Raw genomic sequence first — 22,877 nt, forward strand, 5'->3', positions numbered from 1 at the left:
AGTTCTGACCCGTTCCAGTCGGGCGCGATCAGGCTACCTCGGGTCACGGATTCGGCGGTCGAGTTGGACCGGGAGGCTCAGGTAGCCCTGGACTACGTTGGCGCGCATCCACTTCGGGGGTTCGGTGATGTGGACTTCCGATACCTCGGTGGCGAGGACGTTGAGGAGGCCTGCCAGTTCGGCTCGGGCTAGGGCGCCGCCTAGGCAGTGGTGGGTGCCGTGGCCGAAGCCGAGGTGTTTGTTGGGGGAGCGGGTGGGGCGGAAGTCGTCGGGTGACTCGAATAGGCGGGGGTCGCGGTTGGCGGCGGGGAGCCAGGCAACCACGGGGGTGTCCTTGGGGAAGGTGTGGTCGCCTAGGGTCACGTCTTCGGTTGCCACGCGGAGGACGTGCATGGCGGGGGACGTCCAGCGGATGAGTTCCTCCACGGCGGGGCGCACCGAGTCGGGGTTTTCGCGCAGCCCGGCCAGGGCGCCGGGGACGGTGGACAGCGCGTGGAAGGTGCCGGTTACGGCGTGGCGGGTGGTTTCGTTGCCGCCGATCAGGACGTTGTCGCAGTTGACCAGGATGTCGCGGGTGGACAGGGCGCCGTCGGCGATGAGGGCGCTGACCAGGTCGTCGCCGGGGGTTTTGCGGCGGGACTCGATGAGTTCGTAGAAGTAGAAGAGGATTTCGGAGTGGGCCTCCGATGCGGACATCTTGTTGAAGGTGCTGTCGTTGGCGCCGAAGGCGTGGTTGGTGAGGTCCACCAGGTGGTCGCGGTCGCCTACGGGGACGCCGAGGATTTCGCAGACTACGGCGGCGGGGAGGCGGGGGCCGATGTTGAGGGCTACGTCGGTGCCGCCGGATTCGAGGGCCTGGGTCAGCATCGCGCGGACCTCGTCGGCGATGAAGGCCTCGAGGGTGGTGGCCATGGCGCGGGAGAGGAACGGGGCGATGATTTTGCGGAGGTGGGTGTGGTGGGAGCCGTCGGTGACCACCAGCATTTTGCCGCCGGATTTGTCGCGGTTGGCGGCGTCGAAGCCGACCATCATGCCGTACTCGGAGGTGAACGGGGCGGTGGGCGCGAGGACCTTGCGGACGTGCTCGTGGGAGAACACCGACCAGAAGCCCGCGGGTGAGGAGCCGGGTGGGCTCCACACGATCGCGTCCGATTCGGCGTGGTGGCGCCACAGGGCGAAGCGGTCCTCCGAGGTGTAGAGGTCGGGGTCGCCGAGGTCGATGACTGCGGTGCTCACGATGAGGCTCTTTCCGGTTGGCGGATGCGGTGGGCCAGCAGGCGGCAGATCTCGGCGGCGGGCTTCGGGTTGAGCAGTTCCTCGTGGCGGCAGTCCAGTTCGCGGACCTCGACGGCACCGTCCACGTAGGGCTTCCAGCCCTCGGGGGTGGCCCAGTCCTGGACGCTCGCGGTGGCCACCACCAGCAGCACGTCACCCGCGTACGCCGGGGGGTCGTAGGGCATCGACAGCTTGGCGGCGTTGACCATCACGTTCAGCACGATGGCGCGCTGCGCGGGGTCGAAGTGGCGGAGTTCGCTGTTGCCTCGGCCCAGGTAGTCCACGATGCTGGCACGCAGGTCCACATCGGACTCCGGCAGTGCCGCGCCCGGGTCATAGACCTTCGCGTACTCGGTGAACATGCTCTCCAGCAGTGGGCGTTCCTCGCTCAGGCCGCGCTTGGATTCCTCCGCGGGGTAGGCGTCGAGGATGGCGAGCAGTTCGACTCGTTCGCCCTGCTGTTGGAGCAGGCCGGCGAGGGCGTGTGCGAGGTTGCCGCCCAGGGACCAGCCGAGCAGGTGGTACGGGCCGGTGGGCTGCACCTTCCTGATCTGCTCGGCATAGCCCGCCAGCAGTTCCGCCATCGTGGACGGCAGCGGGCCGCCGTCGAGGCCTTGCGCCTGTAGGGCGTAGACGGGCTGGTCGGTCAGGCCGTGGAGCAGGCTGGTGTAACGCCAGCCGGTGCCGGCCACCGGGTGCACGCAGAACAGGGGTGGGCGTTCGCCCGCGACGCGCAGGGGCAGCATGGTGCCGAACGCGTCGACTGAGCCTGCGTTGCCGTCGAGCAGCGCGGCCAACGCGGCGGGGGTGGGGGCCTCGAAGAGGCTGCGGATGGTCACCTCGACGCCGAGGGTCGCCCTGATCCGGCTTGCCAGGCGGGCACCCAGCAGCGAGTGGCCGCCGAGTTCGAAGAAGTTGTCCTGCACGCCGTACTCGGGCAGGCCGAGCGCTTCGGCGAACAGTCCACTGAGGACTTCCTCGCGGGGGGTGCGGGGTGCGCGGCCCGTGCCCGCGTCGTAGGACGGGGCGGGCAGGGCCTTGCGGTCGAGCTTGCCGTTGGGGGTAAGCGGGAGCGCGTCCAGGGCGACGAAAGCCGAGGGCACCATGTACTCGGGCAACGCCTCCGCGGCGTGGGTGCGCAGGTCCGCGGGTGGCACGGGGTCGTTCTCGGGCACCACGTAGGCCACCAGGCGGCGGTCGCCGGGGCGGTCCTCGCGGACGATCACCACGGCGGCGCGCAGGTCCTCGTGCCTGCGCAGGACCGACTCGACCTCGCCAAGCTCGATGCGGAAGCCGCGGACCTTGACCTGGGTGTCGGCGCGGCCCGCGAACTCCAGCACGGAGCCGTCGCGGCGCCAGCGGGCCAGGTCGCCGGTGCGGTACATGCGGGCGCCGGGGTGGAACGGGCTGGCCACGAAGCGTTCCGCGGTGACACCGGGGCGGTTCAGGTATCCCCTGGCCACGCCCGGTCCGGCGATGTAGAGCTCGCCGATCACGCCGGGCGGCACCGGGCGCATCGCGGCGTCCAGCACGTACACCCAGGCGCCGTCGACCGGCCTGCCGATGGACAGCGCGCGGCCGGGTTCGCATTCGGTGAACGTGACGTCCACGGTGGCCTCGGTGGGGCCGTAGGCGTTGATCATGAGGCGGTCGGCGGCCCAGAAGTCGACCAGTTCGGCCGGGCAGGCCTCGGCGCCGGTGATCCAGGCGCGCAGGTCGGGCAGGGCCACCTTCGGCACCCCGGCCATCACCGAGGGCGGGATGTGCACGTGGGTGATGCGCAGTGAGCGCAGCGCCTCGGCAAGCTCCTCCCCCGCCAAGCCTGTTCGAGGCACGACGAGGCAGGCGCCGGACAGCAGCGCCAGGCTCAGTTCGGCGACCGACACGTCGAAGCTTGGCGAGACGAACTGGAGCACGCGGCTGTGCTCGTACACGCGGTAGTGGGCGCGCTGGTTGGCCGACAGGTTCGCCAGCCCGCCGTGGGTGACGACCACGCCCTTGGGCCTGCCGGTGGAGCCCGAGGTGTAGATCACGTACGCCGGGTTGGCCGGGTGGACCGCGACGCCGGGGTCGGTGTCGGGCAGGCCCTCGACGGCGGACTGGTTGATCACCACCGCGCCCGGGATGCGGTCGCGCAGCGCAGCGGTGGTGATGGTGACCGCGGGGGCGGCGTCGGCGAGCAGGTAGGAGATGCGGTCGGTCGGGTACTCGGCGTCGACGGGCAGGTAGGCGGCGCCGACCTTGCTCACCGCGAGCACGGTGGCGACGAAGTCGATGGACCTGGGCAGGGCGAGGGCCACGACCTGTTCGGGTCGCACGCCGAGTTCGATCAGGTGGTGCGCCAGCCGGTTGGAGCGGGCGTCGAGTTCGGCGTAGGTGAGCGAGACGCCGTCCTGTTCCACCGCGGGGCGGTCCGGGGTGCGGCGGGCCTGGGCGCGGAAGAGGGCGGGCAGGGTGGCGGGCTGTTCGCCGGGGCGGGCGCCGTCCACCAGCACGGCGCGTTCGACGGGGGCCAGCAGGTCGGCCGCGCCGATGGGGAGGTCGGGGTTGGCGGCGACCGCGGTGAGCAGGCGGTTCAGGCGGTCGGCGATGGACTGGGCGGTGTCGCGGTCGAACAGGTCGGTGGCGTACTCCAGGATGCCGTCGATGCCGCCCGCCTCGGTGTCCTCGCGGAGGCTGAAGGACAGGTCGAACTTGGCGACGCCGGTGCCGAAGCCCGCGGGCTCGGCGGTGACGCCGGGGAGTTCGAAGCCGTCGCCCGCGGTGTTCTGCAGAACCAGCATCACCTGGAACAGCGGGTGGTGGGACAGGGAGCGGACCGGGTTTATGACCTCCACCAGCCGCTCGAAGGGCAGGTCCTGGTTGGCCAGCGCCGCCAGGTCGGTTTTGCGCACCTTGGCCAGCAGGTCGCGGAAGGCGGGGTCGCCGGAGGTGTCGGTGCGCAGCACCAGGGTGTTGACGAAGAACCCGACCAGTTCCTCCAGGGCCTCGTCGGGGCGGCCTGCGACCGCCGTGCCGATGGCCACGTCGGTGCCGCCGCCGAGCCTGGTGAGCAGCGCCGCGACGGCGGCGTGCAGGACCATGAACATGCTGGATTGGGTGGAGCGCGCCAACTCGGCGAGGGCGCGGTGCGACCGGGCGTCGAGGCGGAACTCCACGACGTCGCCTCGGTAGCTCGCGGTGGCCGGGCGCGGGCGGTCGGCGGGCAGTTCCAACTGCTCGGGCAGGCCCGCGAGGGTGTTGCGCCAGAACTCCAACTGCTTGCCGCCGATGCTGTCCGCGTCGTCCTCGGCGCCGAGGAGGTCGCGCTGCCACCGCGTGTAGTCGGCGTACTGCACCGGCAGCGGGGTCCACTGTGGACTGGCGCCGGTTCGACGGGCGGTGTAGGCGGCGACCAGGTCGCGGCCCAGCGGCGCTGCGGACCAGCCGTCGCCCGCGATGTGGTGGATGAGCAGCAGCAGGACGTGCTCGTCGGGGGCGACCGCGAACAGCCAACCGCGGATGGGCAGTTCGTGTTCCAGGTCGAAGGCGTGCCGGGCGGCCTCGCGCAGCGCGGTGTCGAGTTCGGCGCGATCCACCTCGACCACCCGCACGACGTCGGCGGCGGGCAGTATGTGCTGGTAGGGCTCGCCGTCGTGCTGGCGGAACACGGTGCGGAGGCTGTCGTGGCGTTCGACCACGTCCCGCACGGCCGCGGTGAGCGCGTCCCGGTCGAGTGCGCCGGTGAGGCGCACCGCGAAGGGGATGTTGTAGGTGTGGCTGGGCCCTTCGAACTGGTGCATGAACCACAGCCGCTGCTGTGCGAACGACAGCGGCACCCGCTCCATCGGCGGGGCGGGCCGCAGCGGTGGGCGGGCGGTGCCGCCGTGGGCGATGCGCTGCACCAGCAGGGCGACCGTGGGTGCTTCGAAGACGGTGCGGATGGGCAGTTCGGCGCCGAACACCGAGCGGATCTTGGACAGCAGGCGGATCGCGGTGAGCGAGTGGCCGCCGAGGTCGAAGAAGTTGTCGTCGATGCCGACGTTGTCGCACCGCAATACCTCGCCGACCAGGCCGCACAGGATCTCTTCGGCGGGGGTGCGCGGCGCCCGCCACTCGGCGGCCTGCCGCTCGGGCGAGGTCTCGGCGGCGAGGTGGCCGATCAGGTTCCGCCGCTGCACTTCGTCCAGCACCGCGACAGAACCAGCCGGTGTCTCCGGACTGTCCAGAATGGACCGCAGCACCTGCTGGAAGGCGTCCAGCAGGCCCTGCGCCTGGGCTGCAGTGAACAGGTCGTCGCGGTATTCGAGGACGGTCTCCAGCCGCTGCCCGGTGAGCGCGGCGACCAGCCGCAGCGGGTAGTGCGCGGCGTCGCGGCCGGTGACCTTGGCCAGTTCGACACCGGGGGCCAGTTCGCGGGCGGAGAAGTCGGCGGGGTAGTTCTCGAACACGCTGAACGTGTCGAACAGCTCCGGCAGCCCGGCCTGCCCGCCGATGTCGGTGAGCCGCAGGTAGTCGTGGCCGGTCAGCCGCGCCTGCTGGTCCTGGAGCCTGGCCAGCACGTCCGCGACGGGTTCGGCCGCGGTGTGGCGCACGCGGACGGGGATGGTGTTGATGAACATGCCGACCATGCGCCGCATGCCCGCGACCTCGGGTGGGCGGCCGGAGGTCAGGGTGCCGAACACGACGTCCTCGCGGCCGGTCAGCGCGGCGAGCAGCAGGCCCCAGGCGCCCTGGACCACGGTGTTGGCGGTGAGGCCGCGCTCGCGGGCCATCCGCTCCAGCGCGGCGCCCAATTCGAGTTGGGGGCCGCTGCCCAGCTGCTGAGGCAGCCCGGTGGCCGGTCCGGCGCCGGGAGCGATGAGCGTGGCGCTGTCCACACCGGACAGTGCTTCGGCCCACATTGCCAGGGAGGCGGTGCTGTCCTGTTGGGCCAGCCAGGTCACGTGGTCCCGGTAGGGCGCGACCGGGGGCAAGCCTGTCGTGACGCCGCCGCGGGCGTAGATGGCCCACAGGTCTTCCAGCAACACCGGGAAGGACCAACCGTCCAGCAGGATGTGATGGTTGGTCAGGACCAGGCGGAAGACGTCGGCGGCCTCACGGATGAGCGTGACGCGCAGCAGCGGCGGCTTGGTCAGGTCGAAGCGCCGGGCCACATCTTGTTCGAGGAACCGCTCGATCTCCGGTGCCGACAGCTCCAACTCGGTGAAGTCGGGGGCGACCTCGCGGTGCACGACCTGGATGGGCTCGCCGGTCTTGCGCTGCCGGAAGCTGGAGCGCAGCACCGGGTAGCGCCGCAGCAGGGCAGCCACCGAGGTGCGCAGCAGCGCAGCGTCGACCTGTCCGCGCAGTTGGAGCACCATCTGCGCGTGGTACACGTCGGCGCCGTCAGCGTCGTAGCCCGCGTGGAAGAACATGCCTTCCTGCAACGGGGAGAGGGGCAGTACGTCCTCTAGGGCAGATCGCGTCATTCCAGCACCCTCAGTTCTGCTTCCAGCTCGTCGATCTCGTCCTGGTCCAGTTCGATGGACAGGTCCGATGGCGTGTGGCCACCGGCGTCCGGGTCCTGGGCGTGGCTGACCAGCGCGCGCAGCGCCTCGAACCAGGCCAGGGCCATGGCGTCCACCTCGGTGTCGGTGAACGCGGCCGGGGACCACATCCACGTCACCGACAGCCGAGGGCCGTCCGCGGCGTCCCTGGTGACGGCGTTGATTTCCAGCGGGTGTCCCATCGGCATCGCCGTGTCGCAGTGCGCGGGCACCGGCACGTCCCCGGCGGGCTGCCAGTCGGCCTGCTCCCCTGTGCCCGCGGCCATTCGGCCCAGGTAGTTGAACGCGATCCGCGGTGCGGGCAGTTCGGCGAGCACCGGAGCGGTGTCGGGGTTGAGGTAACGCAGCAGGCCGAAGCCGATGCCGTTGTCGGGCACCGCCGTGAGCTGCTCCTTGATCGCCTTGAGCGCCCAGCCGATGGCGAGGCCCGCGTCTCGGCTGCGCGTGCCGGGGCGCAGCCGCACCGGGTAGAGGCTGGTGAACCAGCCCAGCGTGCGGGACAGGTCGGCGCCGCCGATCTCCTCGCGGCCGTGGGCCTCCAGGTTCAGCAGCACCTCCTCGGTGGCGAGCCGCTCGGCGAGTGCGACGGCGAGGCCGGTGAGCAGCACCTCGGTGATACCGGTGTGGAACACGGCGGGCACGGTGGTGAGCAGCGGCTGGGTGTACTCGGGTGGCAGCACCAGCGACAGCCTGCGCGCGGCACCCGCGGGCGAGGTGGCCAGCGGGGGCTGCGGCCGGAGCATGTCCTGCCACAGCTTCAGCTCCGTGGCGCGCTCGCCCGCCTCCGCGGCCAGTCGGGCCGTCCAGTCGCGCAGGCGGGTGGTCACCGGGGGCAGTTCGGGGGTGCGGCCCGCGGCGATGGCGCGGTAGGCGTCGGCGAGGTCGGGCAACAGGATGCGCCAGGACACGCCGTCTGTGGCCAGGTGGTGCACCACGAGCAGCAGGCGGCCGGGCTCATCGCCCGCGTCGAACCACACCGCCTGGAGCAGCACGCCCTGTTCCGGCGCGAGCCGCTTGCGGGCGGCCTCACCTTCGAGCTTGGCCACCTCCGCCCAGTCGCCGTCGACCCTGCGCAGCAGTTCGTGGTCCTGCGCTTCGGTGACGGTCAGCGCCCACTCGTCCTGTGTGGACAGTCGCTGGCGGAGCGCGTCGTGGTGGTCCACCAGCGCCCGCAGCGCGGCCTCCAGGTGTTCCTGCCGGGCGCCCGCGGGGGTGCGGATCGCCATCGACTGGTTGTAGCCGTCGATGGGGCCACCGAGGTCGCGCAGCCAGGCCACGATCGGCGTCAGGCCGATCTCGCCGGTGCCGTCGCTGTCGTCAGCGGTGGGTTCCTCGGCGTCGGCGACACTCGCGGCGAGGGCTTCGACGGTGCGGTGCTGGAAGATGTCCCGCACCGTGAGCACGATGCCTTCGCGGCGGGCGGCGGCGACCAGTTCGATGGACATGATGCTGTCCCCGCCGAGGGCGAAGAAGTCCTGGTCGACACCTACTTCGGGCACCCCGAGCACCTCGGCGAACAACCCGCACAGGGTGTCTTCCCGCGCGTTGCGCGCCTTGGCATCCGCCACCGCCGCGTCCAGGGTCGGGGCGGGCAGGGCCTTGCGGTCGATCTTGCCGTTCGGGGTGAGCGGCAGTGCGTCGAGGCCGACCACGGCGGCGGGCACCATGTAGCCGGGCAGCCTGCTCTCCACGTGCTCGCGCAGCGTCGCCGGGTCAAGGTTGGCGGGCACCACGTAGGCGACGAGGCGGTCGTCGCGGACGATCACGGTGGCCTGCGCGACCGAGGGGTGCTCGCCGAGCGCGGCCTCGATCTCGCCGAGTTCGATCCGGAAGCCGCGCAGCTTCACCTGGTGGTCGGCGCGGGCCAGGTATTCCAGCTGACCGGCGTGGTTCCAGCGAGCCACGTCGCCGGTGCGGTACATCCGCTCCCCCGGCGCGCCGAAGGGGTTGGCCACGAACCGCTCCGCGGTCAGCGCCGGACGGCCGCGGTATCCCCTGGCCAGGCCCGCGCCCGCCACGTACAGCTCGCCTGCCACGTTCGGCGGCACCGGCCGCAGGTCGGCGTCCAGCACGAACACCCGCGCGTTGGTGATCGGCCGCCCGATCGGCGGCGCGTCGGCACCCGCGAGCGGCTCGCTCATGGTGGCGCACACGGTGGTTTCGGTCGGGCCGTAGGCGTTGATCATGCGACGGTTGGGCGACCACTTGCCGACCAGTTCGGGCGGGCAGGCCTCGCCTGCAACGACGAGGGTGAGGCCCTCGGGCAGTCCGGAGGTCACGCCCAGCGCCGTGGGCGGCAGCGTGACGTGCGTGATCCGCTGCTCGGCGATGAGCTCGGCCAGCGGCTCGCCGGGCTGGATGCGCTCCGGCGGCGCCAACACGATGCACCCGCCAGTGAGCAGCGCCATGCAGATCTCCCACGCCGCCGCGTCGAAGCTCAGCGACGCGAACTGCAACACCCTCGATCCCGGCCCGGCACCCAGCTTGTCCACGTGCGTGGCCGCCAGGCTCGCCAGCCCGCCATGCGTCACGACCACGCCCTTGGGGCGGCCGGTGGAACCGGAGGTATAGATGACGTACGCGGCGTTTTGGCTGGTCAGAGATCGTGACAGTGGGGACGGGTCGGAACTCGCCTCGAGCGGCTCCGCCTTTTCCAGCAACACCAACCGGTCCGTCACGGCTGCGGGCAGGCGCGGTTGGCCCTCGGCGTTGGTGAGCACGAGGACAGGGTTGGCGTCGTCGAGCATGTAGGCGATGCGCTCGGCCGGGTAGCCCAGGTCGACCGGCACGTAGGCGCCGCCCGCCTTGTGCACGGCCAGCAACGCGACGATCAGCTCCGCGGACCGCGGCAAGGCCACGGCGACGAATCGGTCGGGGCCGACGCCGCGTTCCACCAGCCGCTCGGCCAGTGCGTTGGCGCGGGCGTCCAGTTCGGCGTAGGTGAGCTCCACGTCCTCAAAGGCCACCGCGGGTGCGTCGGGCGAGCGGCGGGCCTGCTCGGCGAACAGCTCGGGGATGGTCCTGGCGGGGATGTCCCGCGCGGTGTCGTTCAACTCGTTCAGCAACCGGTCGCGTTCGGCCGCGGTGAGCACGTCGACGCTGCCGATGCGCCGGGTGGGGTCTACGACAAGCGAGCGGAGCAGCCCGGTGAACCGGTCCGCCAGCCTGCGCACGGTGTCGCGGTCGAACAGATCGGTGGCGAACTGGATCTGCCCCGCCACACCAGCAGGCGTGCCGTCGGTGGCGTGGGTTTCTCGCACCCCGAACTGGAGGTCCAGCTTGGCCGCGCCGGGGCCTGCGTCCTCGGCGGTGACGTCCACACCGGACAGTGGCGGCGGGGAGTCGGTGTCGCTCTGGAAGGTGAGGCTGATCTGGTACAGCGGGTGGTGCGACAGTGAACGGTCGGGGTTGAGCACGTCGACCAGCCGCTCGAACGACACGTCCTGGTTGGCGTAGGCGGCCAGGTTGGTGCGCCGCACCCGCTCCAGCAGTTCGGCGAACGCGGGGTCGCCGGAGGTGTCGTTGCGCAGCACCAGGGTGTTGATGAAGAAGCCGACGACCTGGTCCAGCGCCTCGTCCGGCCGTCCCGCGACGGGGGTGCCGATGGGGATGTCGTGGCCCGCGCCGAGTGCGCTGAGCAGCGCTGCGAGGCCCGCCTGCACGCACATGAACACGGTGGCGCCCGAGTCGCGGGCCAAGGCGACCATCGCGCGGTGGGTGGCGGCGTCGATCTCGAACGGCACGCTGTCACCGGTGTGGCTGGACACCGCGGGACGCGGACGGTCCAGCGGCAGTTCGAGCAGTTGCGGGGCGCCGGTGAGTTCGCGGCGCCAGAACTCGACCTGCCTGCTGGTGACGCTGTCCGGGTCGTCCTCGTCGCCAAGCACCTCGTTCTGCCACAGCGCGAAGTCCGCGTACTGCACCGGCATCGGCGTCCACTGTGGAGTGCGTCCGGCGCTGCGGGCGGCGTAGGCGGTGGCAAGGTCGCGGCGCAGCGGGCGCATGGACATGCCGTCGGCGGCGATGTGGTGCAGCAGCACCAGCAGCACGTGCTCCCGCTCGCCCAGCCGGAACAGCGTGACCCGCACCGGCGCTTCTCCCGCGAGGTCGAAGATGTGCCGGGACGCGGCGCGGAGCGCCTCGGGCAGGTCGGCCTCCGACACCTCCACCAGCTCGGGTTCGATCACGACGGTGTCGAGAATGCGCTGGTAGGGCGTGCCGTCGGCGTCGGGGAACGTGGTGCGCAGGCTTTCGTGGCGGGCCACCACATCGGTGAGGGCTGCGGCCAGCGCGTCACGGTCCAGTTCGCCGCGCAGCCGCAGGGCGAGCGGGATGTTGAACGTGGAGTTGGGGCCTTCCAGGCGGTTGAGGAACCACAGCCTGCGCTGCGCGAAGGACAGCGGCACGCGTGCTGGGCGCGGGCGCGCGGTCAGCGCGGGGCCGCTCGCCGTGGTGTGGTCCAGCCTGCCGATCAGCTCCGCCACCGTTGGCGACTCGAACACCGCGCGCACCGGCAGTTCGACGCCGAACACCGTGCGGATGCGGCTGACCAGCCGCGTCGCCAACAGGGAGTGCCCGCCGAGGGCGAAGAAGCCGTCGTCAATGCCGACCGCGTCGGCGCCGAGCATCTCGGCGAACAGCCCGCACAGGATCTCCTCCCGCGGGTTGCGCGGGGCGCGGCCGTTGCCGCTGACCTCAGGCGCGGGCAGCGCCCGGCGGTCGATCTTGCCGTTCGGGGTGAGAGGCAGTTCGGCCAGCGGGACGATCGCGGCGGGCACCATGTACTCTGGCAGCCGCGCCGCCACGTGCTCCCGCAGGCCTGCCGCGTCGCCGATGACGTAGGCGACGAGGCGCTGGTCGCCGGGGCGGTCCTCGCGGACGATCGCGGTCACCTGCCGCACCGCCTCGTGCTCGGCCAGCACGGCTTCGATTTCGCCGAGTTCGATGCGGAAGCCGCGCAGCTTCACCTGGTGGTCGGCGCGGCCGACGAACTCCAGGTCGGTGCCGTTCCAGCGCACCAGGTCACCGGTGCGGTACATGCGCCCGCCGCCCGGCGCGGCCACGAAACGCTCGGCGGTCAACGCGGGCCGCCCCGCGTAACCGCGGGCCAGCCCCTCCCCTGAGACGTACAGCTCGCCCGCGACACCCGGCGCCACCGGCCGCAGGTTGGCGTCCAGCACGAACACCCGCGCGTTGAGGATCGGCCCGCCGATCGGCGGCACCTCCGCACCCGCCAGCGGCGCGCTCATAGTGGCGCACACGGTGGTCTCGGTCGGTCCGTAGGCGTTGATCATGCGGCGTTTCGGTGACCACTTGCCGACCAGTTCCGGCGGGCAGGCCTCGCCCGCCACCACCAGCGTGAGGCCTTCGGGCAGCTCGGGTGTCACCGCCAGCGCGGTGGGCGGCAGCGTGATGTGGGTGATCCGCTGCTCGGCGATGAGCTCGGCCAGCGGCGTGCCCGGACGGAGTCGCTCCGGTGAGGCGAGGACCAGGCAGCCGCCGGTCCACAGCGCCATGCAGATCTCCCAGGCCGCCGCGTCGAAGCTCAGCGACGCGAACTGCAACACCCGCGATCCCGGACCGGCACCCAACCGTTCGACGTGGGTCGCTGCCAGGCTCGCCAGCCCGCGGTGGGTGACAACAACGCCCTTGGGGCGGCCGGTGGAACCTGACGTGTAGATGACGTAGGCCGCCGAGTCCACCGACACCGCGGCGTCGACCGGGGAGCCTTCGCCTGCGGTGTCCACTGTGTACTGCGGCACCGTGTCGGGCAGGCCGGCGCCTACCTCGGGGGTGGTCAGCACCAAGACTGGGTCGGCGTCGGCCACCATGTAGGCGATGCGGTCGGCCGGGTAGTCGGGGTCGATCGGCAGGTACGCGCCGCCCGCCTTGTGCACGGCCAGCAATGCGACCACCAGATCCGCCGACCGCGGCAGGGCCACCGCGACGAACCGCTCGGGTCCGACGCCGCGTTCGATGAGGCTGCTCGCCAAGGAGTTGGCGCGGGCATCGAGTTCGGCGTAGGTGAGCTCCACGTCCTCGAACACCACCGCCGTCGCGTCCGGCGACTGCCGGACCCGCCGTGCGAACAGTTCGGGGATCGTCGCGGTGCCCACCTCGCGCGAGGTGGCGTTCAGCGCAGCGAGTTCGGACCGCTCGGCGAGGGTCAGCAGGTCGGCCGCGCCGATCGGCTCGTCGGGGTTCGCGATCACCCGCCGCAGCAGCGCCACCAGCCGCTCGGTCAGCGCGGCGGCGGTGTCGTGGTCGAACAGGTCGGTGGCGTACTGGAGTTGGCCCGCGATGCCGTCGGTCCGCTCGGTCAGGGTGAGCACCAGATCGACCTTGGCCACGTCGGTGGTCAGGTCCTCGGACTCGACGTTCACACCGGGCAGGTCGAACCGGCCCGCCGCGTTGTTCTGGAGCAGCAGCATGACCTGGAACAGCGGGTGGTGGCCCAGGCTCCGCACCGGGTTGAGCACCTCCACCAGGCGCTCGAACGGCAGGTCCTGGTTGGCGAAGGCATCGAGGTCGGTGCGGCGGATACGGGCCAGCAGTTCGCGGAAGCTGGGGTCGCCCGCGGTGTCGGCGCGCAGCACCAGGGTGTTGACGAAGAACCCGACCAGTTCGTGCAAGGCGTCGTCGCCGCGGCCCGCCGTTGCGGTGCCGATCGGGATGTCGGTGCCCGCGCCCATCCTGGTCAGCAGCGCGGCGGTGGCGGCGTGCAGCACCATGAACGGCGTCGTCCCGGTCTGCCGCGCCAGCGCCGCGATCCCCGCGTGCAGTTCGCCGTCCAGCTCGAACCGCACGGTCGCACCGCGGTAGGAGGCGGCGACCGGGCGGGGCCGGTCGGTGGGCAGCTCCAACAGCTCTGGTGCGCCCGCCAGCGCGTCTCGCCAGAACGCGAGCTGCCGGTGCGCGAGGCTGTCCACATCGGACTCATCGCCTAGCAGTTCGTGCTGCCACACGACGTAGTCGGCGTAGGTCACCGGCAGCTCATGCCACTGCGGCGGCTGTCCGCCCAGCCGTGCCGCGTAGGCGGCGGACAGGTCGCGGGCAAGCGCGCCGAAGGAGCCGCCGTCGGCAGCGATGTGGTGCATGAGCAGCAACAGGACATCCGCGGAACCCGCTGTGAAGAGGGTGGCCCGCAGCGGTGTCTCGACGGTGAGGTCGAACCCGTACCCCGCGGCCTCGGCCAACTGCTCCGGCAGGCTCACATCGTCGGTGTCCACCAGGTGCAACCGCGGCGCGTCGGGGAGAACCCGCTGGTACGGCTCGCCTTCGGTCTCGCCGAAGACGCTGCGCAGGGGCTCGTGGCGGGCCGCCACATCGACCAGGGCGGCCTCCAACGCCGCGGTGTTCACCGCGCCCGACAGGTGCAGGGCGAGCGGCACGTTGTAGGTGGGACTCGGGCCTTCGAGGCGGTGCTGGAACCACAGCCTGCGCTGCGCGAAGGACAGCGGCAGCCGCTCGCCGTGCTCGGCGCGACGCAGCGGGGGGCGAGCGGTGGTCTCCAGTCGCCGCGCCAGGCCCGCGACGGTGGGTGCCTCGAAGAGGTCGCGGATGGAGACCTCGGCGTTCAGGGCGGTGCGGATGCGGCTGACCAGGCGCGCGGCCAGCAGGGAGTGACCGCCCAGGTCGAAGAAGCTGTCGTCGATGCCCGCGCGGGCCACGCCGAGCACGTCGGCGAACAGCCCGCACAGCACCTCTTCGCGCGGGTAGCGCGGGCCGCGGCCTTCCGCCGAGCCCAGCTCAGGAGCGGGCAGCCTGCCGCGGTCGATCTTGCCGTTGGAGTTGAGCGGGAAGGCGTCCAGCACCACGAACGCCACCGGCACCATGTACTCGGGCAGCCGCGTCGCGGCGTGTTCCCGCAGGCCTGCGGCGTCGCCGATGACGTAGGCGACCAGGCGCCGGTCGCCGGGCTGGTCCTCGCGGACGAACACCGCGACCTGGCCGACGCCGGGGTGCTCCCGCAGCACCGCCTCGATCTCGCCGAGTTCGATGCGGAAGCCGCGGATCTTGACCTGCTGGTCGGCGCGGCCCAGGTACTCGAGGTGCCCGTCGTGGGTCCAGCGGACCACGTCGCCGGTGCGGTACCGGCGCTCGCCGTCTGGCGCGGCGACGAACCGCTCCGCGGTCAGCGCGGGGCGGCCGAGATAGCCGCGGGCCACGCCGTCACCGGACAGGTACAGCTCGCCGGGCACACCGGGCGGCACCGGGCGCAGGTACGCGTCCAGCACCTGGGCGCGCAGGTTGTCCATGGCGCGTCCAATGGGGACGGTGCCGTTCACCTGGTGCGGCGGGTCCATCGGGAAGCAGGTGGCGAAGGTGGTGGTCTCGGTCGGGCCGTAGACGTGCACCAGCCTGGTGTCGGGGTTGGCGTCCAGCACTCGCTGGATGGCCTCCGGGGAGACCAGTTCGCCACCGGTCCACACCTGGTCCACGCCGCGGAAGCAGTCCGGGTTCTGCTCGGCGAGCAGGTTGAACAGGGCGGTAGTGAGGAAGACGGAGCTGATGTCGTGCTCCACCAGCAGCGCCGCGAGATCGGGATCGGCATCTGCGGCGACCACCACCTGCCCGCCGCGCAGCAGCGGCACCCACAGCTCGTAGGTCGCCGCGTCGAAGGCGTGGGAGGAATGGAAGAGCACCTTGCGCTGCGCGCCGCCGTCCCAGCACCGATCCGCCGTCAGGGCAACCACATCGGCGTGGGTGACGGCCACACCCTTGGGCGTCCCGGTCGAACCGGAGGTGTGCATGACGTAGGCCAACTGCCCCGGCTGCACTGCCACACCGGGATCGGTGTCGGGCTCGGCATCCACAGGCTCGGCGCTCACCACGACCGTGCGCGCACCGGTCTCCGGCGCCGAGAAGCGGTCGGTGAGCAGCAGCGGGGCGCCGGTGTTCTCGACCACCCACGCCATGCGCGACGCGGGGTAGCTCGGGTGCAGCGGCACGTACGCGCCGCCAGCCTTGACCACCGCGAGCAGTGTCACCACGAGGTCGACCGACCGGTCCATCAGCACCGCGACCGACGTTTCGGCGCGCACGCCGAGTGCGATCAGCCGGTGCGCGAGGCGGTTCACGCGGGCGTTGAGCTCGCGGTAGGTCAGCGAGTCCACCGCGAGGGCGTTGGGGGTGCGGCGGACCTGGGCCTCGAACAATTCCGGCAGCGCGCCCATGGGCAGCGGGTGCGCGGTGTCGTTCCAGGCCAGGAGCCTGCCGGTCTCCTCGGCGGACAGCACATCCAGTTCGCCGATGGCACGCCCCGGTTCGGCGACCGCGGCGGCGGCAAGCCGGGCGAAGCGGGCGGCCAGGTCGCGGGCGGTGTCGCGGTCGAAGAGGTCGTCGGCGTACTCGATGGTGCCGACGATTCCCGCGGGCTCACCGTCGGCGTGCGTCTCGCGGACGCTGAAGGACAGGTCGAACTTAGCGACGCCCGACAGCGTCGTGGGCAGCACCTCTGCGGTCAGGTCGGCCAGCTCGAACGGGCCCCCGGAGGCGTTCTGCAAGGCCAGCATCACCTGGAACAGCGGGTGGTGCGCGAGCGTGCGGGCCGGGTTGAGCACCTCCACCAGCCGCTCGAACGGCACGTCCAGGTTCGCGTAGGCGCCAAGGTCGGTCTGCCGCACCCTGTCCAGCAGTTCCCGGAAGCTCGGGTCGCCGGAGGTGTCGGTGCGCAGCACCAGGGTGTTGACGAAGAACCCGACCAGGTCCTCCAACTGCTCGTCCGACCGGCCACCCACCGCGGTGCCGATCGGCAGGTCGGTGCCCGCGCCCAACCGCGTCAACAGCGCACCCAACACCGCCTGCAACGCCATGAACACCGTCGCGTCCGCGTCCTTGGCCAACGCCAGCAGCCCCCTGTGGACCTCGGCGTCCAGGTGCAACTCCACCTTGGCGCCCCGGTGGGAGGCGACCGGAGGCCGCGGGCGGTCGGTGGGCAGTTCCAGCAGCTCGGGGGCGCCGGCGAGTGCCTGGCGCCAGTAGCCGAGCTGCGCGCTGATCAGGCTGTCGGGGTCGTCCTCGCCGCCCAGCACCTCGCGCTGCCACAACGCGTAGTCGGCGTACTGCACCTCCAGCGGCGCCCACTCCGGGCACTCACCACGGCGCCACGCGGTGTAGGCGGCGGTGAGGTCGCGCAGCAGCGGCGCGGTGGACTCGCCGTCCGCGGCGATGTGGTGCATGACCAGCAGCAGCACATGCTCCCGCGGCGACAGCGCGAACAGGGTGATCCGCAGCGGCAGCTCACCGCGCAGGTCGAACGCGTGCCCGGTGGCGGAGGTGATGCGCTCCCCCAGCTCGGCATCGGTGGTGTCCACAACGGACAGCTCCGGCGTCGCGCTGTCCAGAACGCGCTGGTACGGCTCGCCGTCGACATCGGGGAACACCGTGCGCAGCGACTCGTGCCGCGCCACCACATCGCCGATCGCGGCCAGGAGCGCCTCGCGGTCCAAGTCGCCGGTCAGCCGGACCGCGAGCGGCACGTTGTAGGTGGCGCTCGGGCCGTCCAGGCTGTGCAGGAACCACAGGCGCCGCTGCGCGTAGGACAGGGGGATCACAGTGCCTCCTCTTCAGGGCCGCATGCGCCGCAGCGCGGGGCGGGCCTGCTGTGCGCCGCCGAGTTGCTCGGCGAGAGCCGCGACGGTGGGTGACTCGAACACGGCGCGCAGGGCGACCTCGGCGCCCAGCGTCGAGCGGATGCGGCTGATCAGCCGCACCGCGAGCAGCGAATGCCCGCCGAGGGTGAAGAAGTTGTCGTCGATGCCCACGCCGTCGACGCCGAGCACGTCCGCGAACAGTCCACAAAGGACTTCCTCGCGCTTGTTCCGGGGGGCGCGGCCGGTGGTGGCGGCGCCGTAGTCGGGGGCGGGCAGGGCCTTGCGGTCCAGCTTGGAGTTCGCCGTCAGCGGCAGCGCGTCCAGCACGACGACGGCGGCGGGCACCATGTAGTCGGGCAGCCGCTCGGCGGCGTAGTCCCGCACCACGTCGGGGTCGACACCCTCGCCCGCGACATAGGCCACCAGCCGCTTGTCGCCGGGCTGGTCCTCGCGCACGATCACCGCGGCGTGGCCGACGCTGTCGTGTCCGCCGATCACCGTCTCGATCTCGCCAAGCTCCACTCGGAAGCCGCGGATTTTCACCTGGTGGTCGACGCGGGCGACGAACTCCAGCCTGCCGTGCCGGTTCCACCGGCCCAGGTCGCCGCTGCGGTACATCCGGGCGCCCGGCTCGCCGTAGGGATCGGCCACGAACCGGGTGGAGGTCAGGTCGGGTCGCCGCCAGTAGCCGCGGGTCACCAGGTCACCGGCGATGTAGATCTCGCCCGTCACCCCCGCGGGCAGCGGCCGCAGGTCGGCGTCCAGGACGTACATCTGGGTGTTCCAGATCGGCCTGCCGATGGTGATCACGCCCGCGGGCACCTCGTCCGACGGCGCGATGCGGAACTCGGAGCAGCCCACCGTGGTCTCGGTCGGGCCGTACTCGTTGATCACGGTGGCGCCGGGGTGGGTGGTCCGCCACTCCTGGAGCACCTCGCCCATCAGCGACTCCCCGCCGAGCACCAGTTGCTCGCTGGGCGAGTACCGCGCGGGCAGCCCGATCAGCAGCGGCAGGTGGCTCGGGGTGGCCTTGACGAACGTGGGGCGTGTCAACTCGACGTCCCGCGAGCCCTCGTCCAGGTCGATCAGATGCGCGCAGCCGCCCGCGGTGAGCGGCGCGAACAGGCCGGTGGCGGTGAGGTCGAAGGACACCGGCGAGTGCACCAGCGCCCGCCCGGCCACACTGCCGTAGGCCTCCCGCGTCCAGGCCAGGTAGACGTTGAGCGAACGGTGTTCCACCACAACGCCCTTGGGCCTGCCGGTGGAGCCGGAAGTGAAGATCACGAACGCCGCGTTGGACGGGGCCACGGCGAGTGGCGGGTTGTCCGCCTCGCCGGGGTCGCCCACGGTCAGCCGCTCGACGCCGGGCAAATCGGTGTCGGAGATCGCCAGTACGGGCGCGACGTCGGCGAGCATGAACGCGATGCGGTCGGCGGGGTAGGACAGGTCGACCGGCAGGTAGGCGCCGCCCGCCTTCATCACCGCGAGCAGCGCCACCACCAGGTCGGTGGACTTCGGCAGCGCCACCGCCACGAACCGGTCCGGCCCGACGCCCTTCGCGACCAGGGTCTCGGCGAGCGCGTTCGCTCTGGCATTGAGCCGGGCGTAGGTCAGGCTGTCCGAGCCGTGCACGACCGCGATGGCGTCCGGGGTGCGCTCGACCTGCGCCTCGAACAGCTCCGGCAGGGTGGCCTCGGTGACCTCTCGGACCGGACCCTGCCAGGTCGCCAGCAGGTCACGGCGTTCCCGGTTGTGCAGGATGTCCAGCTCGCCGATCCGGCGGTCGGGTTCGACGACCGCGGCCCGCAGCAGGCGGACCAGCCGGTCCGCCAGCGCCTGCGCGCTCTCGGCGTCGAAGAGGTCAGCGGCGTAGTCCAAGGCACCGGTCATGCCCGCGGCGGCGCCGTCCTCGGTGTGGGTCTCGCCGACGAAGAAGGACAGGTCCAGCTTGGCCACCCCGATGCGCGCCTTCTCCACCCCGGAGCGCAGACCCGCGTGGCCGCCGCGTTCCTCGATGGTCAGCATGACCTGGAAGACCGGGTGGTGAGCCAGCGAGCGTGTCGGGTTCAGCGTCTCCACCAGCCGCTCGAACGGCACGTCCTGGTGCGACAACGCGGCCAGGTCGAAGCGCCGCACCCGCTCCAGCAGCTCGCGGAACGTCGGGTCGCCTGCGGTGTCTGTGCGCAGGGCGAGGGTGTTGATGAAGAACCCGACCAGGTCCTCAACGGCCTCGTCCGAACGGCCCGCCACGGCGGTGCCCAGCGGGATGTCGGTGCCCGCGCCCAACCGCGTCAGCAGCGCCGAGATCGCCGCTTGCAGCAGCATGAACACGCTGGTCCCGGTGTCCGCGGCGAGCTCGGTCACCTGCTGGTGCAGGCGCGCGTCGACGGAGAACTCAACAGTGCCGCCCCGGTAGCTGGCGGTCGCCGGGCGCGGCCGGTCGGTGGGCAGCTCCAGCAACGCAGGCGCCCCCTTGAGGGCCTCCCGCCAGAACGCCAGCTGTCTGCTGATCAGGCTGTCCGGATCGGTCTCGGTGCCCAGGAGTTCGGCCTGCCACAGCGTGAAGTCCGCGTACTGCACCGGCAGATCCGTCCACTGCGGAGCGTTCCCGGCGCGGCGCGCGTCGTAGGCCAGCGCCAGGTCGCGGGACAGCGGGCGGATGGAGAGGCCGTCGGCGGCGATGTGGTGGATGACCAGGAGCAACACCTCGGCGCCGGGGAACAGCGTGGCGCGCAGCGGGATCTCGGTGCCGAGGTCGAAGCTGTGCAACGCGGCCTCCCGCACCGCGTCGTCCAGCCCGGCCGCGGGCACCTCGACCACGTCCAGCGCAACGTCCACGTCGGCGAGAACCTGTTGGTAGGGCTCTCCGTCGGCGTCGGGGAACACCGTGCGCAGCACCTCGTGGCGGCGTACCAGGTCCGCCAGCGCGGCCCGCAGCGCCTCGGCGTCGGTGTCGGCGGGCATGGGCACCGTGAGCGGCACGTTGTAGGTGCTGTTGGCGCCCTCGAAGCGTTGCAGGAACCACAGCCTGCGCTGCGCGGCCGACAGCGGAATCCGCTCCGGGCGCGGCCTGCGGCACAGCGCGGGCCGGGCCTTCTCCGCGTCGTCCAGCCTGCCCGCCAACTCGGCGACGGTGGGGTGGTCGAAGATCGCGCCCAGCGGAAGCTCCACCCCGAACGCGGTGCGGACCCGGCTGATCAGCCGCACCGCCAGCAGCGAGTGGCCGCCGAGGCTGAAGAACGGGTCGCCGACGCCGACCTTCTCCGCGCCGAGCACCTCCGCGAACAGTCCACACAGGACTTCCTCGGTGGCAGTGCGGGCGGCCAGGCCGTCGGAGGCGTACACCGGCGCGGGCAGCGCGGCGCGGTCGAGCTTCCCGTTCGGTGACAGCGGCAGTTCGTCCAGCGCCACGAACACCGAGGGCACCATGTATTCGGGCAGGCTCGCCGCCGCGTGTTCCGCCAGGTCGGCGGCGTCGCCGACCACGTAGGCGACGATGCGCCGGTCCCCCGGCCGGTCCTCCCGCACGATCACCGCGGCCCGCCGGACGGCGGGGTGCCGGTTGAGCACGGCCTCGATCTCGCCGAGTTCGATGCGGAAGCCCCGCACCTTGACCTGGTGGTCGACGCGCCCCCCGAATTCCAGCACGCCGTCGGTACGCCACCGGCCGAGGTCGCCCGTGCGGTACATGCGGTCCCCCGCCTGCCCGAACGGGTTCGCCACGAACCGCTCCCCGGTCAGACCCGGCCTTCCCGCGTAGCCGCGCGCCAGGCCAGGACCGGCCACGTAGATCTCGCCAAGCTCACCGGGCGGCACCGGCCGCAGGTCGGCGTCCAGCACGTGGATGCGGGCGTTGGCCATCGGCCTGCCCAGCGGCAGCGTCCCGTCGGGGATCTCCTCGCCGGGCCGGATCACGTGCTCGACGGCGTTGACCGTGACCTCGGTGGGGCCGTAGACGTTCTGCACCGTGACGTCCGGGTGGCCCGCCCGCCACTCCCGCAGCAGTTCGCCGGGCAGCGCCTCGCCGCCCAGCATCAGCTCACGGGTCGGTGAGAAGCCCGCGGGCAGCGCGGTCAGCAGGGGCAGGTGGCTGGGGGTGGCCTTGAGGAACGTGCAGTGCACGTCCTGCGGGCCTTCCGCGAGCGGGGTGATCTGCACGCAGCCGCCGGTGACCAGCGGCGCCCACAGCGAGGTCACCGTCATGTCGAAGGACACCGAGGAGTGCCACAGCGAGCGGCCCCGCACGCTCGGGTAGGTATGCGCGCACCAGCCGAGGTAGTCCGACAGCGCGCGGTGCTCGATCACCACCGCCTTCGGCCTGCCGGTCGAGCCCGAGGTGTAGATCACGTAGGCCGGATTGCGCGGGTCCGGCACCTCCGCCAGACCGTGGTCCGGCAGGTCACGCCAGGCCGGGTCGTCGATCAGCAGCAGCCTGCCGGACAGGTCCGGCGCGGTCGCCGCGTCGGTCAGCACGCAGGCCGGGTCGGCGTCGGAGATCATGAAGCGGATGCGCTCGGCCGGGTAGTCCAGGTCGATCGGCAGGTACGCCGCGCCCGTCTTCAACGCCGCCAGCAACGCGACCACCAGGTTCTCGGTGCGCGGCAACGCGACCGCGATCACCCGCTCCGGGCCCGCACCCCGCGCGAGCAGCAGCCGGGCCAACTGATTGGCGCGGGCGTCCAGATCGGCATAGGTCAGCGTGACGGCGCCGCAGACCACCGCGGGGGCGTCCGGCGTGCGGTCGGCCTGGGCGGCCACGAGTTCGGGAAGCGTGGCGGTGGAGAAAACGAGATCCTCGCCCTGCCAGTCATGCACATCGGGCTCAGGCATCGCCACGCTCCCCACAGATCGGCTCCCCGCTTCTCGACGATGTGCCGGAGGACACGCGCACACCGCGGCACCAGGTCAAACTAGGCATACCGATTTTCGTCCCGTTATCGAGCCATTTTTGGGCTATACCGTTATTGCGAAACCCCTGGAAAACGGACCGATACCAGGCCAAAAGAGGGGTCTGTCACGATCTCTGGCAACACGCTTCCGACCGGCGGCGATGCCAGTGGATCGAATAACGTTGACCCGACGACGGGCACCAGTGAGGGAAGATAATGTCCGACCCAACACCCTTGATCGTCGTCGCGCTGGCGGTGACCGTCGGCGCCGTGTGGGTATTCGAGCGCTACTTCCAACTACAGCGGCAGCGCGCCGAGATCAGGGCGGGCTACCAGCACTTGGCCGAGCAGGCGACCGCGAACCAGCGCCTGCTGCGTGAACAGATCGATGAGCTGAGCCAGCGGGTGATCTGTATGCAGAAACTACTCGAAGACGCCGAGAATTAACGGTTTGTACCGGGGCCGGATAAGATCGGTTCACGGGAAACCGTATACAACCGCTACTATTAAACGACTCCCCAGCTGTTCTCTTCGCCACACCGTTCCGCCACCAGTGTGAATGGTTATAACTGATTTGACGGCGAATAGGG

Annotated in this window: 5 protein-coding genes; 1 reads left to right on the forward strand and 4 read right to left on the reverse strand. The window is 71.4% G+C overall.

Annotation, left to right across the window (positions count from 1 at the left end):
- Nucleotides 1-33: 33 nt before the first annotated feature.
- From ACU6XJ_RS05680 to ACU6XJ_RS05695, 4 genes are read right to left on the reverse strand one after another with little or no spacing between them, the layout of a single operon-like run.
- Nucleotides 34-1,236 carry a cytochrome P450 gene (locus tag ACU6XJ_RS05680; protein ID WP_476307351.1) on the reverse strand — a complete coding sequence of 401 codons (1,203 nt, stop codon included), beginning with the start codon at nt 1,234-1,236 and terminating at the stop codon, nt 34-36.
- Nucleotides 1,233-6,725, reverse strand: coding sequence for an amino acid adenylation domain-containing protein (locus ACU6XJ_RS05685; RefSeq protein ID WP_476307353.1), 5,493 nt, complete (start codon nt 6,723-6,725; stop codon nt 1,233-1,235). The genes ACU6XJ_RS05680 and ACU6XJ_RS05685 overlap by 4 nt, the downstream gene beginning before the upstream one ends.
- Complete coding sequence (locus tag ACU6XJ_RS05690; RefSeq protein ID WP_476307355.1) at nt 6,722-17,359, reverse strand: non-ribosomal peptide synthetase; 10,638 nt, start codon at nt 17,357-17,359, stop codon at nt 6,722-6,724. Before ACU6XJ_RS05690 ends, ACU6XJ_RS05685 begins: the two co-directional genes overlap by 4 nt.
- A gap of 12 nt (nt 17,360-17,371) precedes the next feature.
- The gene (locus tag ACU6XJ_RS05695; protein WP_476307356.1) at nt 17,372-22,228 is read right to left on the reverse strand and encodes an amino acid adenylation domain-containing protein; all 4,857 of its coding nucleotides are present in this window, start codon (nt 22,226-22,228) and stop codon (nt 17,372-17,374) included.
- Between the two features lie 275 nt (nt 22,229-22,503).
- On the opposite strand from ACU6XJ_RS05695, the gene ACU6XJ_RS05700 reads away from it, so the two are divergent.
- Nucleotides 22,504-22,734 carry a hypothetical protein gene (locus tag ACU6XJ_RS05700; RefSeq protein WP_476307358.1) on the forward strand — a complete coding sequence of 77 codons (231 nt, stop codon included), beginning with the start codon at nt 22,504-22,506 and terminating at the stop codon, nt 22,732-22,734.
- The last annotated feature ends 143 nt before the right edge of the window (nt 22,735-22,877 follow it).

The organism is Actinorectispora metalli, from assembly GCF_056323685.1.